This window comes from Photobacterium sp. DA100 (assembly GCF_029223585.1).
GTDB lineage: Bacteria > Pseudomonadota > Gammaproteobacteria > Enterobacterales > Vibrionaceae > Photobacterium.
The window spans coordinates 1,804,158-1,823,762 of the sequence record NZ_CP119424.1; the positions used below are offsets into that span (position 1 = coordinate 1,804,158).

Here is a 19,605-nt window from a genome sequence, read left to right on the forward strand (position 1 = left end):
CTACTCCTTTATCTATTGTTCAGTGTTTTAATTGAGTGGATATAACAAATAACTTTCTCTCGGATATGGCTTGCTTTATTGATAGCAAACTTCTTAACCGCCTCAAGAAAGTAGAATAGAAAAATAGGAAGATCCAAGAAAAGGATCATCAACAATCCATACCAGTTTGGTGCACCGACTTTTAAAATAAAATGACACACCAAAACTGAAGCCATGATAAGCACAATAATACATAGCGTCGGCTTAATACCTGAATATATTTGACTACGTGAATTGAGAGTCTCACCATCGGTCAACTCATTTTCTAGATGCGTATAGCGATACCAAATAACGAGAAACAACACTCCAACTTGAACGATGATTTCGATGAGATCTGCAAGGCTTAAACTGAAAAAACCAATTTTTTCTGGCACATGCCAATAGTCAGTATCAATATTTATTAAATTGTCCAAAGCCATGGCATGGTAGTAAACCCCTGGCAAACTGCCATGAACCGGAGAGCGTACAATATCTGTACCTCCGGGGAGATAATATCCAACCAGAACTAATCGGTTTTGTATTGCTTTACTTAGTGCCTCTGACTTGAGTGATCCTGACTCAAATAGCTTAGCGGCTGAAATAGAAAGGAAGGGAGGGCATCTTTGCCTTAGCCCCTCATCGAGCGCTTCGTCAGTCTGCACACCTTGGGTAAGGCTAAGGTTAAGAAGGTCCCAAAACTGAGAAAACTGACTACTAGATACTTGTCCGCATTCATGGCTCAATGGGAAGTAGCTATTTTGCTGACTATCAAACTTATTCGTCCACTGAACCATCATAGGTTCAATAAAACTTTTTATTGGGTCTTGTAATGAATCACTGCAACGCCCTTTTTCTGCAGTGCACCAAGCTTGATAAAGCGACATCGCTGCGGTTTCAGATTTACTTCCATTCCAATCGACATACAACGGGTAATAATGCTGGTAACCGCTCCAAGAAACTGCTGTTAATTGGCTTACTTGAGAAATCTTGTATCGAAGTGAAGTTTCATCATTCAATATAGACTCAGTATCATAGTCAGTATCGCTACTCATAAAAACTGGAAAATTCTGAGAATCCAACGTTTTTAACCAACGATCTAAACGAGGAGAGTGTTCATAATGTTGAAGAATATCAAAAAAAACAGCCTTCGGTTTATGAGCACTAATAACTTTCAAAATATTAGAAAGATTACGGTACGTCACAGGGTACTTTTCTGTTTGGCGTAGAAATGTATCGTCTATCAATATGACAGCTATTTCCTGAGAAACCTCCTCACTATAGAATGGAGACCACAATCGTAGAATATGATCTTCATAATGTTTCTCTGCCGCATTTCTGACGCCAAGAGGGTCGACAACAAAAGCAAAAAGAATCATTGCCGTCGTAATTAGCGCACGAGCTAACACTGTCTGATTAAAAGCCATATAAACGTTGTTTATTCTTCTCTGAACAAGAGCCTTATTAAAATTTCAAATAGCAAAAATTTTTAAGTAAGCAAACCCATACACAATTGTAAGTAAATGTTAGCAGCCCAATTTAAAACCATATGCCACACGTATCACAAATTCGTGATGTTAATTCAAAAACACCATTCAATATTTATTAATTTATTGATAAATAATAAAAAATGTCTGTTTTATAAAACAAAAGACCAATATACTAGACACACCAAAGCGTCAAAATATTGACACGTAAGCTTCAATCTAATTTTTTAAAGTCAATCTATTACACATATTGGCTAATAAAGCCTTAAGGGTCGGGCCCTATTTTTCAATCTTTATCAAACGATAGAGCAATGATGTCCAAGCTAGTTGTTGGCAGCCCTGCCATCGTCGGAGGGCTGACGCCTATGTTCAACGCATACAAAAAAGCCCCGCCTTTCGATGAGGGCTTCAGTGTAGTGGCGGAGCGGCCGGGCTTGCGTCCAAGCGGGACTCATCAGTCCGCAGGACTGACGCCTATGTTCAACGCATACAAAAAAGGCCCAGTCTTTCGACTGAGCCTCAGTGTAGTGGCGGAGCGGACGGACTTGATGGTCCGGCACCACGGTGGGGACGCCTAGTTCCGCAGACAAAAGTGCGCAGCACTTTCGGGAGCGTTAGATACAAAAAAGCCCTCGTCTTTCGTCGGGGACGCCTAGTTAAGGGCTTCAGTGTAGTGGCGGAGCGGCCGGGCTTGCGTCCAAGCGGGACTCATCAGTCCGCAGGACTGACGCCTATGTTCAACGCATACAAAAAAGGCCCAGTCTTGCGACTGAGCCTCAGTGTAGTGGCGGAGCGGCCGGGCTTGATGGTCCGGCACCACGGTGGGGACGCCTAGTTCCGCAGACAAAAGTGCGCAGCACTTTCGGGAGCGTTAGATACAAAAAAGCCCTCGTCTTTCGACAAGGGCTTCAGTGTAGTGGCGGAGCGGACGGGACTCGAACCCGCGACCCCCGGCGTGACAGGCCGGTATTCTAACCAACTGAACTACCGCTCCAATTCTGTGTGAAACTCGGCTTAAAACCTAGTTTCTAGAATGTGGTGGAGACGCTCTGAGTATGGAGGATTTGAACCCTGCTTACCCAGAAGGTCAAATAACCAGTATTGCTACTGACTATTAGAATGTGGCGGAGAGATAGGGATTTGAACCCTAGATACGCTATTAACGTATGCCGGTTTTCAAGACCGGTGCTTTCAACCACTCAGCCATCTCTCCGTAAGTGCGGCGTATGATAAGTTGCTTAAGGCCAACTGTAAACCCCAAAAACAGCCAACTGGTCACAATACAATCAAAAAACAACATTTTTATGAAGACATCACGAAAGAGCAGGTTTCGTCAGCAGGATGACTTAACAACACCAACTACGTACCTTAATGAGCCTGTTTATTTATCATCATAATACAAATTATGACTTTCTTCTTATCACTTAAAAACCACTTCAAATATAATAACATGTCTCACAAACAAGAAACATATGTAGATTTTAAAGAGACAATTTGTTAGATAAACACATAGTAAGTGTTTACGCCAAACCTGTTCTATTCACTGCTCGGGAATTAATATTTGTTTTGCTCGGCAAGATGGCTCTTTATTTTCTAATTCGCCGAATAAAAAAGTATATTTTACATCTTACAGGGATGTGAAGAAAAACAACCATCAAGTGCAATAATCCACACCCGCCATGATTTAGCACAAAATAAAGACTGTAAATATTTTTTAGCACCAATATATGTCTATTTATTTAATAACCAATATAAAACAGCAGGTTACAAAACAAAAAATGCCTAATAAAAAAGACACCCCAGAGTGCAACAGAATTAATATCAAAAACTGGAACCGAGATCACAGAAAGAGGCGGTGCACTTATGCATTATTGTGACACCGGTTCCATAGAAACACAGGACAATGCACACGAATGCTAAGCGAAATTTGTGACTGCCAGCTTATAACATGCCCTAAGTGTGGGCAGCGTGATAATTTTTTAATTAACACTGAAACCAATACTCTCATCTGTATTTGTGGGTATCACACTCCTCTTAAGAAATGTTGCTGCAAAAAATAACATCAAGGATGTGATATATGTATTTTAATTGCCCATCATGTGAAGAAAATGTATTTTTTCACCGTGTACACAGAACAACATTAGAGAAATTAACCAAGAAGAAGTACGCAAAATATTATTGTAGCCACTGCTCAGCTCTCATTTTATCTCATATGTCGATGGACAAGATTATTCTACTCAAGGGCGGAGACTACATGTGTGCACAAAAGATATAAGAGCAATGGATATTAAAGATGATAATAGTATTGATCTTAAAATAAAACAGCAATACTACATTGAACACCTTGTTAATCTTCACTGGCGATATTTCAACGCAATCTCTGATGATGACAAACAAGAATTAAACTATCTTGAAGAAACCATAGCCAAGACCAGAGAAAACCTCGCCAGATTAACCCAATAAGTCGTGGAGGCAGGCACCACTAGCCTGCCTCCAGTGAACATCCACCACTACAAGGCAAGCTTCCACACCGGCCTTAGTCCCCACAGCAGCCAGAACATTACCGACGGCATAAACTTTTTCTTGCGCCACAAGAACTGTGCTTGATGCTTGAGGAAAGCCGCTTTCAAAAAGGCATCGGCCAGTTGCCCAGACTCTCCGGCATTTACCGCTCGGAGTTCCTCTAATTCACTGCCGGCCAAAAATTGTCGCGACTGTCCTTCCTCAATCCATTGCTGCACAACCTGTTCAGCCTTGTTCATTAACTCAGACTGCGGAACAACAGCTTGAACCAAGCCGATAGCCAGTGCTTGCTGTGCATCAGGTTTCCAGCCTTCAGTACCTAACATACGCTGAGCATTGCCTTCTCCTATCAAGCGAGGCAAATGCACACTCGAGCAGCCCTCTGGAGTCACACCCAAAACGGCAAAAGGCGTTGAGAATGTCGCATTATCAGCAGCAATAATTCCATTGGCTAATGTCGCAGAGGTCACGCTGGCACCGATTGCAGGACCATTCACCGCAACAAGCAATGGCTTGGAGCAACCAAGAAATATCTCAAACAAGGCTTGGTTGTTTTCGGCAATGAGCTCACGTAACTTTCGTGGGGCCATGAGCTTCAAGGTACCACTCAGATTCACCCCCGCAGAATAATAGCTCCCAGCCCCGGTCAGAATGATCCCTTTGACATCATCATCGAGGTTTGCCTTGTCAAAGGCCTCCTTGAGGGCATTCATCATGTCCATTGTCCAGCCGTTTAATTTATCAGGGCGATTCATCGTAACGGTCAAAATCCCCTCATTGACCCGGGTCAATATCTGCCCAGCTGACACTGGCATTAACTTCATGTCGTTCACAATAGTCGCCTCCCTTCTTTGGCGCTCGTTCCGTTATATCCATCACAACTAAAATGATTAATTTGCTAGTCCAATCAACCTTTCTCTGTAATCCCCTACAACGACGATCACGGGGACGAAACCTAGATCTAATCTCCACCCAAAGCTGTTTAAAAAAGCAACAAGTGTGGATTCGATCACTCTAATCAAAGGCTGCACCTATTAGGGTATAAGTAAAAGTTAGAGCAAAGAAACTAAGATCTGTCGCTGCTACACAATGTTTGATTAGGGGGCCTTCATTGAGCCCTTATCAAGCCTTAATTGCAAAGCTTGCTGACATCATTGCGAGGCCGACTTGGCCAGACTGATACGACTGCAGCTGACTTTGCAATTTAGTATTGCGGAGTCAGGCAGATGGAAAAACTTAAATTAGCGAAGGAATTATTTACCAGACCACTAACCTTAGACGAACTCTACCAACTCGATCAGCTTGAGCGGCAAGCCAAAGGCAAAGAGAGGCTCTATATCGCTTCCCTGTGGGATGCGGCCTACGCCTTGGTGGAACCGGCTGTACTCCACCAAGCCCGCGAGGCCGGGCTGCTCTAGCCATACTTCTCTTGGTCTTTAGTTTACAGGTCTGCCTGACGGCAGGCCTGCATGATCACGCCTAGGGCTCTTTGCCTGTGACGTACATTGCAAAACTATGTGGCAGCATCCTTAATTGCGGCCTTTGAATTCGCCATGACAGTATCAATAAGATCCAACAGCCACATGAATTTGGCAGCATGTTGATTCTTTTTGTTCAAGAAAGCATACACCTCAACTAGCGCAGGCTGCTCTAGGTCGTCCACGAAGACCGCCCGTATATCGTTTTTATATCGCTCCACGACTGGCTGCATACAGGGGGCAATAATATCGGTCTGTTTAATCGTCTCGATCAATCCGCTCAATGACGTCGTTCTCAAACTGATCGCCATAGACTTACCCTGTTTTGTGACTTCTTCTTCCAGTCGTGAATGCTTGTTAGGATCCAGATACGCCATATCAACGTGCGCGAATGGGTATTCGAGCAGTTCATCAATATTGGCATTCGTCCCTTTATATGGATGGTTTTTCCTAACCGCTAAGACAAATGTGAGGGTAGCAATCGGCACTGCAATAATGTCTGACGGTAAATTTTCCACTTCAAAATGAACCACAACATCCACCAGCCCTTGTTGAAGTCTCTCAATCGAGTGCTTGGATATAGTATGAGTGACCAAGGTAGAGCCTGGGCTTTGTTGCGATAGCAGCAGGTATAACTCGGGGGTTAGCCATGGGAGTACATGCGGATTGCACTCGACATGGAATTCTTCGTTTATCTGGCAGGGATCAAACTGCTTTCCCTCCTCAATGGCCATTGCCAAGCCCTCGAGCAAAGGGAACACTTTCTGGTACAAACTATCGGAATACGGTGTCGGCAAGAATTGTTTATTTGACAGAACAAACAACTCCTCTCCGAGCGACTCTTTGAGCTTCTTAATACTTTGACTGACGGCTGGCGTTGTCACAAACAGTTTCTCGCTTGCTTTGCGCAGACTCCGCTCTTGATACACCGTCACAAAGATCTTCAAAAGATTCAAATCCACTTTGTTTAATTTCATGCGCCCACCATAAACCACAGCTTAACGATCTCTTTAGTTTATATTAATTTCCTTAACCAAAGCTGCCTTATATAGTAACCAAAAATCGACAAGTTACAGGGAAGTAATGAAAAACCATACGAGGCAATATGCTAATACAACGCTCACTACTTTCTCTCCTCACGATTACATTTACCTGTGCATCAGCGGCCAACGAAGCAGATATTCAAGATATGTCAGACCCATTAGCGGTATATACGCAGGTGGGGTTGGGCTATACCGACAAGGGCCTGAACCTAAAATTAGGTCAGACCTATGACACAGGTAATGACACAACCATGGGTATGAATGTCATTGAAATAAAAGGGGTTGCAGGTCAATCCATTGGCTGGAGTAGCCGGGACAACGATGACAGCATTGACTCCATTCGCTTCAGAAATTTCGGCGTAGACCTGACGAACGGCAGAGGCGCTCAAATTGATGTTTCCTGGGATTTTGACAGTAACCAAGGAGCTGCATCTTACAGCTTAATTCAAGCTCTGCCTCAAATGGGCAGGTTTAACTTCTACCCACTAGCTGGGGTCGGGCTGGCAGCAGGTGAAGAATTGCCCGGGACCACAGGCGGCAACCCCGATGCCGACCAAGTAAGGGACCGCTACAACCTGCACGGCACATTCTATGTCGCAGGGATGTACAGCAAGATGCAAATTACCGATAACGTCTGGCTTAACTACAACCCCATGTACCTGGGCACTATCTCAGGATCGTCAACATTCAAAGATACAGGCTTTGAGGGCGACAGCTCCGTGCTGGCACACGAATTTGCTGCAAGTTATCAACTAACACCACAAGCCAATATTCGCTACTTCGCCAATTGGACGCAAAACACCGATTTCAATGACGGCGACCACCGCATTGAGTTCAACTACCAGCTTTAATTATTAGCGAGGAAACATCATGAAAACTCTCACGAACACCATTGCTTCAATACTGGCCGTTACCTCACTTTCTGGTATTGCCTTTGCGCAAAATAGTGAGCCAACGCAAACCATCACAACACGCTCTGGTGAATTTACATTCGAGAACAGCTTTTTACATGGTATTCCAACTCAGGAAAGCTCCGAGCGCCTATTTGAACTGATCGATTATCAACGCGCCTCACAGGCCTACATTTGGTCTGTCCCTCTCGTCTCAAACTACGCCTGGAAAAAAGCCTACGAGAAAATGGGGGCCGAGGATGGCCAAATCACTTATGTCGCCACCCATCAAGCAAAATTGGGTGGTTTAACCTATAACACCTCCACGCCGTATGCGCTAACTTGGTTCAATGTAGAACAACAGCCGGTCGTCATTAGCATCCCAACCGATGAGCTCCGCGGGGCAGTGCACACGATGTGGCAGATAGGCATTGCCCAGATGACCGAGCCGGGCACCTACGTCATAAAAGCCAAGGGCAGCCCAACCCCAGCCAATATTCCCAAAGATGCGAAAGTTCTGGAGTCTGACACCAATTATGTGTTCTTCGGCGTGCGCTTGATGGCGAAATCCGAAGAGCAGCGAATGAAAGATCTCGCAGCACTCAAGATCACAGATACAAGCGGTAAGCCGCTGAGCGCTAAAGGCGTCAACTACCCGGAGCGCGGTGAAGATGCCAAACACCCTCGCGGCATGGCATTTTGGCAGATTTTGGACGAGGCTATCCAAGCAGAAACCGTGGCCGAGCGAGACCGTATCATGCACGATATGCTTCGCCCGTTAGGTATTGAGAAGGGCAGACCTTTCGAGCCGACCTCTCAACAGCGCAAAATTCTTGAGCAGGCCGTCGTTATGGGTGAAGCGATGGTAAAAAACATCGACTTCAATAAAACCGAACGCCTTCCCCATGCCGCTTATGGACCTACCGGAAATACATGGGAAATCGCCACCGCCTCCACGCCAAATCAAGACCGCGCTTACGGTGTCGATCTAGATGGGCGTGCCGCTTGGTTCTATGAAGCGGTAACCAATGACATCGCGATGCACGGATTCGAAAATGGCGGCTGGGGACAAATCTACCTCGATAACTACCGAGATGACAACGGCGACGGCCTTAATGGCAGCAATCACTACACCCTAACCCTAGATGGAAAGGTAAACTACGCAGATCTATTTTGGACTATCACGGTTTACAACGTCGAAAACCGAGCGATTATCGATAACGACCTCGAACGCGCAGACGTAGGTTCAAACATTGCCGGTACGGTAAAGAATGCGCAAGGCGACTATACATTCCATTTTTCGCCAACCAAGCCGGCGGGTGTGAACGAAGCAAACTGGGTTCAAACCCGCGAAGGAGAAAATTGGTTCGTTTACTTTAGAGCGTATTCACCAAGCGAAGAGTTTGTACAGCAGAAACACGAAACCATACTGCCAAACTTCAAACGTATCAATTAACTACATGGGAGGGAAGCCAGCATATTTGCTGGCTTGTCTGATTCACCCCCGGATACCACAAGGACTGGAGATTGGCGTCATAGGGATTAAGATCAGTGATTTTTTACTTGCGTGGCAAACAGCAAAATCACCAGATACCCCAGCGCAGGAACGAAGAAGGATTGAGTCAAGCCGAAGCTGTCCGCCAGCAGAGCCTGAGCCAGTGGCAGCAAAGCTCCTCCGACCCCGCACATGATCAAAATTGCCGATGCTCGACCAGCCAGCGCCCCCAAGTTTTTCACTGCGGTCGAAAAAATAACGGGATACATAATCGAGTTACACAAACCAACCAAGGTCAGGCACCAAGCTCCCACCAGCCCAGGAGTGGCCACCGCCACCACGACCAACAAAATCGCGACAATGGCATTCACAATCAACACTTTCCTCGGCTCAACTTTCTTAAGAGCAAAACTGCCCAATAGCCGGCCGAGTAAAGCCCCTCCCCAGTACAGAGAGACAAATACCCCAGCCTTGGAGGGCGACAATGACAAGATCTCACCATCGGTCAGATAGCTGATTAAAAAGGTCCCAACAGCAACCTCCACCCCGACATAACAGAAGATCGCCACCGCCCCGAAAACAAACGCACGATAGGAGAGCAAGTCTTGCCAGCGGCTGGCGGCAATGGCGCTCTTTCCGACGGCTTGCTTCGGCAGCATGCGCAGTAACACTGCCAATAGCAAGGCACCACTTCCCATGATCATATAGGGTAGCTGAACCGCCCCCACCGCCTGTTCCGCTCCCTGTACCAACGCGGCCATCAGCACGCCCATCCCAAGCGCTGAAGCCAATGTCGTCCCGACCGAGTTCACCGATGAGCAAAACGTTAATCTCGACGCAGCAGTATCAACCGGGCCAAGCGAGACAGCAAAGGGGTTCGCTGCCACTTGCAGCGCCGCGATCCCTGATGCCAGCACAAAAATGGCCAGTAGGAAAAGTGGATATGAGAATAACGACGAAGCTGGAATAAACAGAAAACACCCAAGAGTCAATAACCCCAGACTCAACTGGATAACCCTGACATAGCCCATTTTACCCATAGCAAAAGCCGTTGGCAGGCATACCAAAAATGGAGCGATGTAAAAAGCCAACTGTATATACATTGATTCAACGTAACTTAATACAAAGGCTTCTTTCAAAAAAGGAACCAACATACTATTCAAGGAGGTTAACAGCCCCCAAATAAAAAACACCAGGCTCAGCAAAGTAATAGGCAGAATACTTTGCCGAGGTAATTTAGACGTTAATTCCATAGCTAGCTTTTCATTATATTATCAAGAAAGAGGTAGCCATGCGGCACCACGAACACCGCTGCTATCACCATACTGTGCCGGCAAAATTTTGGTTCGGCACTCATTGCTCATCACAAAGCGTGTCAGCTGTTTGGGAATATCATCAAACAGTGAAGCAACGTTGGATAAGCCGCCACCAATAACGATGACATCAGGGTCAACCATATTGATGATCGTCGCGAAACTACGAGCAATTTGATCCACTAACTGATAGTAGGCCAACCGGCAACTCATCTCGCCAGTCTGCATCCCCGCAATAATATCAGCTGCCTTCAGCGCCTCACCAAAACGTTGTAGATACTGCATTTCCAGTCCGCTGCCTGAGATATAGCGTTCGATACAGTTTCGTTTACCACAATAACATTGCTGCTCTTGCCCATCGGCAGACTCTCTATAACCTGGCAGAGGATTATGCCCCCACTCTCCGGCAATGCCATTTGGGCCAGCCAAAACCTGCTTGTTCACCACCAAACCGCCACCGCATCCTGTGCCGAGGATGACACCGAAGACAACCTGACCATCTTTCCCTGCCCCGTCAACGGCTTCAGAGAGCGCAAAGCAATTGGCGTCATTTGCGATAAACACATCGCGCTCCAATCTTCGCTGTAAATCATTCTTTAGATTGTGGCCATTGATAAAAGTACAGTTGGCATTTTTTACCAACCCCGTCTGAGTACAAATCGTACCGGGAATGCCAATACCGACGCTGCCTTGGCAATGTAACGTATCTTCCGCCCCATTGACCAAGCCGCAAACGGCCGTCACAAACGCTGGATAATTATCTGGTGTGCTTATTCTCTTGCTATAAACACGCTCACCTTCTGGATCAAAGGCAACTATTTCTATTTTGGTTCCACCAATATCTAGACCAAACCTAATCATGGTTAACGCCTTACCCTGTATTCTTTACATTACTTCGACTGCACTCTGCTGCGCAGCCATAACAAGGCTAAAAGCAACAGGCATTGCTTTTAGCATGAGATGATTAATGATACGAAGACAGGGCAGGTAACCCTGCCCTGTCATTGTCGCGATTATGCGTGGGCTATTTACTCAGCGGCCTGCAACATACTGCGGTTTGCCTTCTTTTTTGCCGCCTTATTGCCCCAGGTATATTCGTACTCCCAGCCAGTCAGCATTTCGACAACCTGCTTCGCCTCCGCGGGTACCTCTTCCTTCGAACCACCTGCTTTCAGGCGATTCACCTCGGCAACCAGCACGGCATGGTTTTCCTTGTTAAGTTTGAATCGAACAGCTCCATAAAGTGCCAGCAGAGCCAAAGCAGTCGGTGCCAGTAGGAATAGCCAGTAGATCCCATTGATGGTGTCCAGCGTTTGTACCTCTGCGCCCGATTCGAAGCCAAGGTATTGCAAACCAATACTCGCAATCAGCATGGCCGTGGCTTGGCAAATCTTACGACCCAGTGTCATCACCCCCGAGAAGATGCCTGCCCGGCGTTTGCCCGAAAGCGCTTCGTCCACATCCGGGATAGAGTTAAACACCACCCATGGGATCAGATAGATACCACCACGGGCCAGGCCCATAATCACTGCCCCCACCAGCACCAGCAATGCCATCTCACCACCGAGTCCCGGTAACAGGCCAAAGTACGCAAGGCTCGTTAGCATGAAGACAACAGCCACCTTGAATGCGTTCGAGTTCCCAGCTTTCAACGCCACCCAAGTAAACAGGGTGACACCGACGAACTGCATGGCAGTCATAACACTCAGCGCGGTACCACCTTGGGTTGGCGTAATGCCAATGACCATGGTCATGTAGTGCATGAACAGCGAGCCGAAGATATCTAGCGCCACCGAACCACCGATATACATCATCAGGTGGAAACGGAACGCTTTCAGCTGGAACGTCGTTGCCATCTCTTTGTAAAGGTGAATAAGCGTATCTTTAAAGCCGCCGATATCTTCTTTGGGCGGTAGCGAAGCCGGATCGCACTCCCATGTATAGCGGTAAATAAAGAACCACGGCAGGGTAAACAGCACGGCAAATAGCGCCCCGATGTACATAAAGGCTTCAGCCTGATCGGTCACTCGTGCCATGATGAGCCCCGGAATGAACGTCACCAGAAAAGCCGTGATCTGGCCAAACGTCATGCGGCAGCTACTCATCTTCGTACGGGTCTGGTAATCATCCGTCATTTCATTTGGCAGCGTACTATACGGCGTCATTACGATCGTATTCATTGTATTGAACAATAAGTACGTCGCCAGGTAATAGCCAAAGCCGAAGCCAGAAATAAACATTAAGCCGAAGACAAGTAGGAACGGTGCACCAAACAAAATAAACACACGGCGGCGACCAAATCGTGTTCTTATATTATCGGTAATATAAGCCACAATCGGATCAGTAAAACCATCCCATACTTTTGCGATTGCAAAAATCAAACCGGCCTCAATCGGTGAAAGACCTGCTACTTGGGTATAGAAGTAAAGCATCCACAAACCGATAATGGTTCCCGCACCACTACCGAATATATCACCGGACCCCCATGCTATTATATTTTTCCATCCTACTTGTCGTTTCTGTGTCGTAGTTGTCATCACGTTGCCTTTTCAAATTATTATTTAATAAGTTGTTGTAGGGTAAGCTGCTATTAACTAATCCACTCTCCTTGAATTGATTCAGTAATACACATCATGGCCAGAGCCTGCCCATAGGGAACCGGAGTATTGGGGATATCAAAGTAATATTGAATGTCATGTCCCATTGCAGTGCCATCCGATGCTTCTAGCAATATGCCTTTTTCATCAATCCTCGAGATCACCGCATCGAGCGCCGCCAACCCCGATTGGGTAACATGCTGCCTCTTTGCGTCCTCAATTAGCCCTGTGCGACACCCGCGCAACATACCGTAGGCAAAGCCAGCAACCGCCGAAGACTCCTGCGGTGAACTATCGTCATCCAATACGGTATGCCACATGCCGTTACTGCTTTGATAACCGACCAGAGCATCAACCTGTCGCCTAAACAACGCTGTAAGATGCTGTTTCACAGCGGGGTTGAGTTGCTCGCCAACTAATGCAACAAGCTCAGGGATCGCTACCGTGATCCACGCATTGCCTCGCGCCCAGAAGACTCCGGCAAAGTTATGGCTCCCTTCGGCCGTCCAACCGTGAAACCACAACCCGGACTTGTTATCGGCCAAGTATTGGCTGTGGACCAAAAACTGCAATTCAGCTTCATGGATCAGTGCTTGGCGGTTTAGCAAACGTCCGGCCTGGGCAAGGAATAGCCCCGTCATAAATAACGTGTCATCCCACAATTGCCCTTGGTTCATTCGCTCTTTAACTACATGCTGAAATCCACCATCATAAACACGCGGCAGGGAATTTATTAAATAATCCGCCCAGTCATTTATTAATTGATACCAATCCTGGCGTTTGTTTTTCTCAGCCAATAAAGCGAGAGTGATCATTGGTGCAGTGGTATTTATTTGAGCCTCGGGCAAACCTTTTTCGATTTGCGCCTCAAACCATTTTTCCAATGCGTTAAAAAGATTTTTATTATTGGTATAATCCGCATATTGGTACAACCCATATATGCCAACACCGATTTCCCACTCCCACTCTTCAAATTCAATTTTTATTTCACTGTCAGAGCATGGGTTAAAATCACCAATGCCTTTTAACCCACAAAGACCAGAACTTAACTGCTTAAGAAGTTCAACATGGTTGTTATTCATTTTACTGCTTACCATTACTTTATAATCGGATTTACACCGGCGAATTCAGGGAATACCCAAGGCTGCTCATTGATATAACATTCCCCCTGCCAGGAGAGGCTAAAAGTTTGATCATCCGGATCGGTAACTGTTGCTGTTAACTCCGTCCCCTTGCCCCTCAACACAATATTTTTTTGTTTCCAATGTCTGATGATTGTTCCGAAATCGTCATCCAATGTTCCTACCGACACATACCAAGCAGTTTTCGCTCCGTAGCAACGGACTTCCCTGCCCCGGGTAATTCCGGTTTCGACCATCTCGATTGGGCTGGATGCACCAATCACGGCATAGGCCAGCCCCGAACGGACAAAACACCAGTGTGAATCAATCACCACTTCGTCAAGACTCTCGGTCGGCAAATACAGGTGGGTAAAGCCGCGACGTGGTGCACTCCCCAGGTCATACACCATCATGGCACTTTGCTTGTGCTGCATCACCCTTGGCAAAATACCATTACCCGCCCAGTATGAAGGCCGGCCATCGCCACCGGGAACATCCTCGCCAGGATGGTTAATCCACAATCTGGCTTTCGGGTTATGGGCAAATTGGACATCCAACACATGCTGCTGATGGCCCGCCTGACCGGTTTGGTGATCGACGACACAAGAGAGCGTCACCCCCGGCTGCTTCCAGGCCGTCACTTTGGCGCAGCGATCCATTCCCTGGGTGTAATAGGCCTCGACGGTTTCTCTTCCTGACAAGGTGGCGACTTGATGGGACAATGCCGATGGCTGATACTGGCTCAGGCAAAACATCGGCAGTGAGGCACACATACGGGTATGCCACCCCTGCCCCCAGGCTACGTGGCCGAATCCCGCCAACTCGGTCATCTCGTTGGCCATCAGCTCTTTCTCATACACCCTACCCATCGTGCCACCAGCAACCCCTTCCTGATAGTGAAGGGCCCCCATCAGCATCAGCCGATCAATCACCGTCTTCGCTTTCTCGCGGATCGACGGACACTCGGCCAATTCATAGAGTGCAAAGAGTCCAATGTAGTCAATCGGGTAATAGCAAGATGAATTCCACTCGGTCAGCCCGTGCTCAAGAATATGATCAAACCAGCAGTGCAAGCGTTCCGTTGCGATGTCCTGTTGTTGTCGGCCCGTTCGGCCCGAGCAAAGAAATTGCTCTCGAGGAAAACATTGCCCGGCAAGTAGCTGCGATACATGGAAGCAAAGCACATGATTCTCACTCCAGAACCACATCGAATCATTGCCAGGCTCATCGAGCCAATAGCGATAACCGAGAATAGACGAGCGGGCTCGATCCCATAGCTTATCCGGCAACTGGGTATAGCTGTGCCTATGCCAGGCCCAAAGCACAGATACCATCCAAAAGTCAGAGCAGTCTTCACGCACACTGATCTTTTGCAATGTCCGGTTCAAAATCGAGGAAGCTTTATCGGGATGCAGATTTAGCTCAAGCAGCGCCAATAGCTTACCGGTTATGTCCATCCCTTCATTGGCAGTGTAGCAAAGCGCATCCCTCTTACGCTTGATCAGCTCGGAGCTAGATAGAGCTTTCGCACCCGGCATGATGTTAATACCGAAATGGCGTGTTATTTCAATACCTTGCCAATCGAACCTCAGAGCCACCGAGTAATGTGCTGGCTTCAGTGAAGCGGGCAAATCAACCCTGAAGAGAGCATTGCCCTCATCGATGGTCTGCGGTGATACCAAGGCATGCGTTTCTTCCTCGTTCGACATCCCGGTTACAGTACCGGATACCTCGAACCTCCCCTGCAGCTGGCTCGCGCTGTCAAAGCGCAGCGTGTGATCGGCCACATTCATCTCGAATACCAACTGCGATACGAATGACTCCAGGGTGGCTAATTGTTCGCTATCTATATTGGCAAGGGTTGCGGTAATAGGGCGCGGGTCTAACGAAGTCAGCTCGAACAAAAACTGGGTATCTCGCTCGTACAGCTCTTCAGCATGGATAACGACTTGGTTGGCGCCAGCCTGCAAAGGCAACACCACGTCAGTTTCTTGCTCTGTGTTTCTTTGAAAGGGTGTAAACGAGCAGGTCAATTGATCATTTACCCAGATCCTTACCCCGCCGCAGGTCGCTAAGCGAAAGCGATATTGTCCGGCTTCGGCCACGGTAAGAATGGTTTCAGCCCAGCGTTGGACGTGGGTCGGAATATGGATAAAGCCCGAGAAGTCAACTTTAGGGCAGCCATTGGCAAAATACACCTGCTCAGTCGGCACCCTTTCATCAAGGCTGACGGTACGGTTAGCCATCGACTGCCAAAAGACTTTGCGGCAAGGTAAATCACCAACATCCACAAAACCGTTTTTGAACTTATATTGCACGCGGTCAACCATAGTCTCATGCTCTTCAAACTGACCGAAGCGGCGTTGTATTGGCGGTGAAACCAAGAATCGAGTCAAGGCATCCCCTTGATTTATCTTCCAGCTTGCGTTTTGCATCGTCACTACTCAATTTCAAAATATGGTTTCATTTTACAGGCAGGAGCAAGCAGTGCAATATTTGCACTTGTTGCACAATTTGAATTCGAGAGTACTGTCTCACACAGACAATATAACGCGGCAAATCACGTGACGCAGATCACGCAGATGCTTCATTCCTGATAATAAAACTATGGATCACATCATAGAATTAGCTCTCGCAATGCAAAATTTGCATCAAGATAAGCAATCAATGCAAAAGGTGGCTGAGTAATGGTAAACTGTCAAAAACAGCATCGAATAATGAGAGCAAACTCAGCGTGACGTTAAAAGACATAGCACAGCAGGCCGGTGTCTCTATCAGTACTGTTTCACGAGTACTGAATGGCACGGCAACCATTAGCCAGCCAGTGAAAGACCAGATAATGGCTATTGCCCAAGCAACAGGCTATCTAGATAAAATAAGAAAAAACAAAACGATTGAAGCCCCTTCCCTGGCCGGTAAGAAACTCCTTTTGGTCACGCCCCGAGATGCCGTGTTGAATCGTAGCGGGAACATGATTTCCTATACACTGGTCGAATCCATCAAAAAGGCATGCAACGAGCAGAAGATCGCGTTAACGTCATTCCTGACTGAAGCAAACCGCTTATCCGTGCAAAAGTTGCACCAGCTGCTGAACAAGCAGCAATACGACGGTATCGTTGTGGTCTGGGCTGATCAATCTGAGCTGCTTGCGGTTGTCAGTGAACATCATATCCCCACGGTCTTGATCAATGGGGAAGACAGGGCCATGAATGTTGACTCTGTTGGGGTAAGTAATCGTTACGGTGCGATGGCCGCTGTTAATCATCTGCTGGACAAAGGCCACCAAGACATCGGCTTGCTCAGCTATTCTGGCCGCCAGACCATTTACCTACGGGAAAATGGCTACCGTGACAGCTTGAACTGTGCCAACAAGCCGATAAAACCTGAACACCATATCACTGCTGACGATTACAGCGATGTTGCTGCTGAAGCGGCGGTTGAAACCTGGCTTTCCCGCTACGAGACCTTGCCCGTTACCGCCCTGTTTTGTGTCACCGACGGACTCGCGCTGGGTGCCATGTCTGCCTTGCAAAGGCACGGTTATCGCATTCCCGAGGATATCTCCATCGTGGGTATGGACGGAATTCTGCCGCTTGATTTGATCGAGCCGCAACTAACCACGGTCAAACTGCCTTTTGAATCCCTTCCGGCCGAGGCACTGCGAATACTGGAGCGGAAAATCTGCTTTGGCGAAAAGCGCGATTACCATATTCACCTTGAGCTGAGTTGTGAGCTTGTTGAAAGAGACAGTGTGATTCCACACCAACAGTAAAAGCAGCAACGAAGAAGGGCCCGCACATGCGGGCCCTTCAAATGTGGTGGAGCCTGATCCAGGCATGGAGGAATTTACTTCACCCTATCACTTTCATTGCCAAGTGACAGTTGTAAAAAAGCCAGCAGTTTGAAGTGACCCCGTTAAGCTGGCTTTTTTGAATGTGGCGGAGCGCTTTAGGTATGGTGGATTTGATTCAAATCCCTTACTCAGAACTCAATGCGTACGAAAAAGGCCTTGTCTTGCGACAAGGCCTTTGAATGTGGCGGAGAGATAGGGATTTGAACCCTAGCACCCGTTCAAAATAAAAAATAAAACCGTTTATTTACAACCACTTACAACAAGATACCAAAGCATAGATAAACAATTGTATTGTACAATTGACTATATCTAACAATCAAAAAAAGTCAATTAGATTAACCATTGTGTTAATTAAAAATCAGGCTCACTAGCGATCCGATGAAAGCAACATTGTACTCTTTTCTGCCTTCAGGTGGTGCGACGAAAAGAGCTTCATGACTACCTCTATGTAGATATAAATGAATATCTGTTTAACTGCCCCAAGTGTTACTTATATGAGATTTTTATAAATCATCCACCCTCAAAATTGGAACAATTACACAACATTGGTTATTGATAGATTCATCAAAAAGATCTTGATCAATAACTTTTCCTCTGTAAAATCCCCCCACCGTTCGACCCGACGGCAAAACCATCGATCAGCCCGACGGCAAATCCACCTATAAGCAATGAACGCTTCAAATTTATAGCACAGAAAAATATGTCTCTAGAAAACAGTAAGCTAAAACAAATAAAATCAGCAAAAGTATTAATTGGTGGCCAAGAATTACCAGTTTTCCTCGTAAATGACGAAATTCGATGGAGTATGCGACAAGCTTCGCGAGCTTGTGGATTTAATGAATCGTGGCTAAGCGACAACATGCGTAAAAACACGCGAACATTAGAACTCTTAACGCAGCTAGGCTTTCAGGGCGATATCATCCCAATTAGTAACGGAAAGTTCCAAGAAGCACATACTATTTCTACTGATGATTTTATGCATGCTGTAGTTTATGCTGCGCAAACTTCACTTAAACCTCAAGCTATAGCTTTATTGGCTGCGTCAGTCATGGAAGCATTCGAGAGACGTGCATATCGTAGTTTAGGTATCCCAATCAATGAAGAAGAGTTTATTGAACGATTTGAGCTTCGACATGCTTCCGTATTGATGAATATTGAATTGCGCCTAGCTATCCAAAGCTGGATTGAGACGGCAAAGGGGTTCGAGAATGGTCTAAGTAACTACATAATTAAACATAAAGCTTTTTTTAAAAGTCACGGCGTTCCTCACAATGAGCGTGGCATTTATGGTGGCACAATCCGCTTGATTTATTTGCGCTCATTTCGAATGGGTAAAGAAGAAATTAACCGACTACTGGGCACTAAACATTACGAGTCGGTACGTGACAACATTGACACCAGTCAATTAAAACTCATTTCTACTATTGAGCAAATGGTAGCAAATCGAATAATGAATAAAGGCTCAGCTCCATTTGAAGCCGTCGAGGAAGTAATTGACTTCATGGGCCTTCAGCCCGAGCTGCCAAGATCTGGTGATCGCATTACTGCTAAAGATGTACGTAAGATCATTGCACTAAAGTAGTAAAAGCATTCTTGATAAAGTAACTGGTGAATTACCATCACTTAGTTATAACTGTTACCACTAGTGTCCAGTTAGGGCACTTTTTCTATGATTAGGTGTTGCATTTTATAAAATTACACTTTTTGGTACAAAAAAAAGTAACTCACTACATTTTTTCGTACCAAAAAGTGTTACCCCTTACATAGTTGGTTTTCTGGACATCACCTTT

General features: G+C 46.5%; 15 protein-coding genes and 2 tRNA genes. 7 read left to right on the plus strand and 10 right to left on the minus strand.

Annotation, left to right across the window (positions count from 1 at the left end; genetic code table 11):
• Positions 1 to 8 precede the first annotated feature (8 nt).
• Complete coding sequence (locus PTW35_RS25770) at positions 9 to 1,442, minus strand: CHASE2 domain-containing protein (protein ID WP_281028055.1); 1,434 nt, start codon at positions 1,440 to 1,442, stop codon at positions 9 to 11.
• A gap of 371 nt (positions 1,443 to 1,813) precedes the next feature.
• Between PTW35_RS25770 and PTW35_RS25775 the strand changes: the two genes are divergently transcribed.
• Positions 1,814 to 2,080, plus strand: coding sequence for a hypothetical protein (locus PTW35_RS25775; protein WP_281028056.1), 267 nt, complete (start codon positions 1,814 to 1,816; stop codon positions 2,078 to 2,080).
• 339 nt (positions 2,081 to 2,419) lie between these two features.
• On the opposite strand, the gene PTW35_RS25780 is transcribed toward PTW35_RS25775, so the two are convergent.
• Together PTW35_RS25780 and PTW35_RS25785 are read right to left on the minus strand one after the other, a co-directional pair.
• Positions 2,420 to 2,496: transfer RNA gene (locus tag PTW35_RS25780), tRNA-Asp, on the minus strand.
• A 128-nt stretch (positions 2,497 to 2,624) separates the two neighbouring features.
• Positions 2,625 to 2,715: transfer RNA gene (locus PTW35_RS25785), tRNA-Ser, on the minus strand.
• 1,067 nt (positions 2,716 to 3,782) lie between these two features.
• Here PTW35_RS25785 and PTW35_RS25790 point away from each other — a divergent pair.
• Positions 3,783 to 3,965, plus strand: coding sequence for a hypothetical protein (locus tag PTW35_RS25790; protein WP_281028057.1), 183 nt, complete (start codon positions 3,783 to 3,785; stop codon positions 3,963 to 3,965).
• A gap of 47 nt (positions 3,966 to 4,012) precedes the next feature.
• Here the strand turns inward: PTW35_RS25790 and PTW35_RS25795 are convergent, their stop codons facing one another.
• Positions 4,013 to 4,849, minus strand: a complete 837-nt coding sequence (locus PTW35_RS25795; protein ID WP_281029151.1) for an enoyl-CoA hydratase/isomerase family protein — start codon at positions 4,847 to 4,849, stop codon at positions 4,013 to 4,015.
• A gap of 402 nt (positions 4,850 to 5,251) precedes the next feature.
• Here PTW35_RS25795 and PTW35_RS25800 point away from each other — a divergent pair, with 402 nt between their 5' ends.
• Positions 5,252 to 5,443 carry a hypothetical protein gene (locus PTW35_RS25800; RefSeq protein WP_039459369.1) on the plus strand — a complete coding sequence of 64 codons (192 nt, stop codon included), beginning with the start codon at positions 5,252 to 5,254 and terminating at the stop codon, positions 5,441 to 5,443.
• A 95-nt stretch (positions 5,444 to 5,538) separates the two neighbouring features.
• Here the strand turns inward: PTW35_RS25800 and PTW35_RS25805 are convergent, their stop codons facing one another.
• Positions 5,539 to 6,480 carry a LysR family transcriptional regulator gene (locus PTW35_RS25805; protein WP_281028058.1) on the minus strand — a complete coding sequence of 314 codons (942 nt, stop codon included), beginning with the start codon at positions 6,478 to 6,480 and terminating at the stop codon, positions 5,539 to 5,541.
• Positions 6,481 to 6,608: 128 nt separating this feature from the next.
• Between PTW35_RS25805 and PTW35_RS25810 the strand changes: the two genes are divergently transcribed.
• Positions 6,609 to 7,397 (plus strand): hypothetical protein, encoded by a 789-nt coding sequence (locus PTW35_RS25810; protein ID WP_281028059.1) that lies wholly within the window; start codon positions 6,609 to 6,611, stop codon positions 7,395 to 7,397.
• A 19-nt stretch (positions 7,398 to 7,416) separates the two neighbouring features.
• Positions 7,417 to 8,892, plus strand: coding sequence for a DUF1214 domain-containing protein (locus tag PTW35_RS25815; protein ID WP_281028060.1), 1,476 nt, complete (start codon positions 7,417 to 7,419; stop codon positions 8,890 to 8,892).
• A gap of 92 nt (positions 8,893 to 8,984) precedes the next feature.
• On the opposite strand, the gene gluP is transcribed toward PTW35_RS25815, so the two are convergent.
• From gluP to PTW35_RS25840, 5 genes are all read right to left on the minus strand, one after another.
• On the minus strand, positions 8,985 to 10,184 hold the full coding sequence (gluP, locus tag PTW35_RS25820; protein WP_281028061.1) for a glucose/galactose MFS transporter: 1,200 nt from the start codon (positions 10,182 to 10,184) through the stop codon (positions 8,985 to 8,987).
• Between the two features lie 21 nt (positions 10,185 to 10,205).
• A complete protein-coding gene (locus PTW35_RS25825; protein ID WP_281029152.1) occupies positions 10,206 to 11,102 on the minus strand; it encodes an ROK family protein in 897 nt (298 codons plus the stop codon).
• A 170-nt stretch (positions 11,103 to 11,272) separates the two neighbouring features.
• On the minus strand, positions 11,273 to 12,781 hold the full coding sequence (locus PTW35_RS25830) for an MFS transporter (RefSeq protein WP_281028062.1): 1,509 nt from the start codon (positions 12,779 to 12,781) through the stop codon (positions 11,273 to 11,275).
• 53 nt (positions 12,782 to 12,834) lie between these two features.
• Entirely contained in the window at positions 12,835 to 13,923 is a 1,089-nt protein-coding gene (locus PTW35_RS25835) for a glycoside hydrolase family 88 protein (RefSeq protein WP_281028063.1), read from the minus strand.
• 14 nt (positions 13,924 to 13,937) lie between these two features.
• A complete protein-coding gene (locus tag PTW35_RS25840) occupies positions 13,938 to 16,397 on the minus strand; it encodes a hypothetical protein (protein ID WP_281028064.1) in 2,460 nt (819 codons plus the stop codon).
• Between the two features lie 299 nt (positions 16,398 to 16,696).
• Between PTW35_RS25840 and PTW35_RS25845 the strand changes: the two genes are divergently transcribed.
• Together PTW35_RS25845 and PTW35_RS25850 are read left to right on the plus strand one after the other, a co-directional pair.
• Positions 16,697 to 17,734: a LacI family DNA-binding transcriptional regulator gene (locus PTW35_RS25845; RefSeq protein ID WP_281028065.1), complete on the plus strand. Its 1,038-nt coding sequence runs from the start codon at positions 16,697 to 16,699 to the stop codon at positions 17,732 to 17,734.
• A gap of 781 nt (positions 17,735 to 18,515) precedes the next feature.
• A complete protein-coding gene (locus tag PTW35_RS25850) occupies positions 18,516 to 19,397 on the plus strand; it encodes a hypothetical protein (RefSeq protein ID WP_281028066.1) in 882 nt (293 codons plus the stop codon).
• The last annotated feature ends 208 nt before the right edge of the window (positions 19,398 to 19,605 follow it).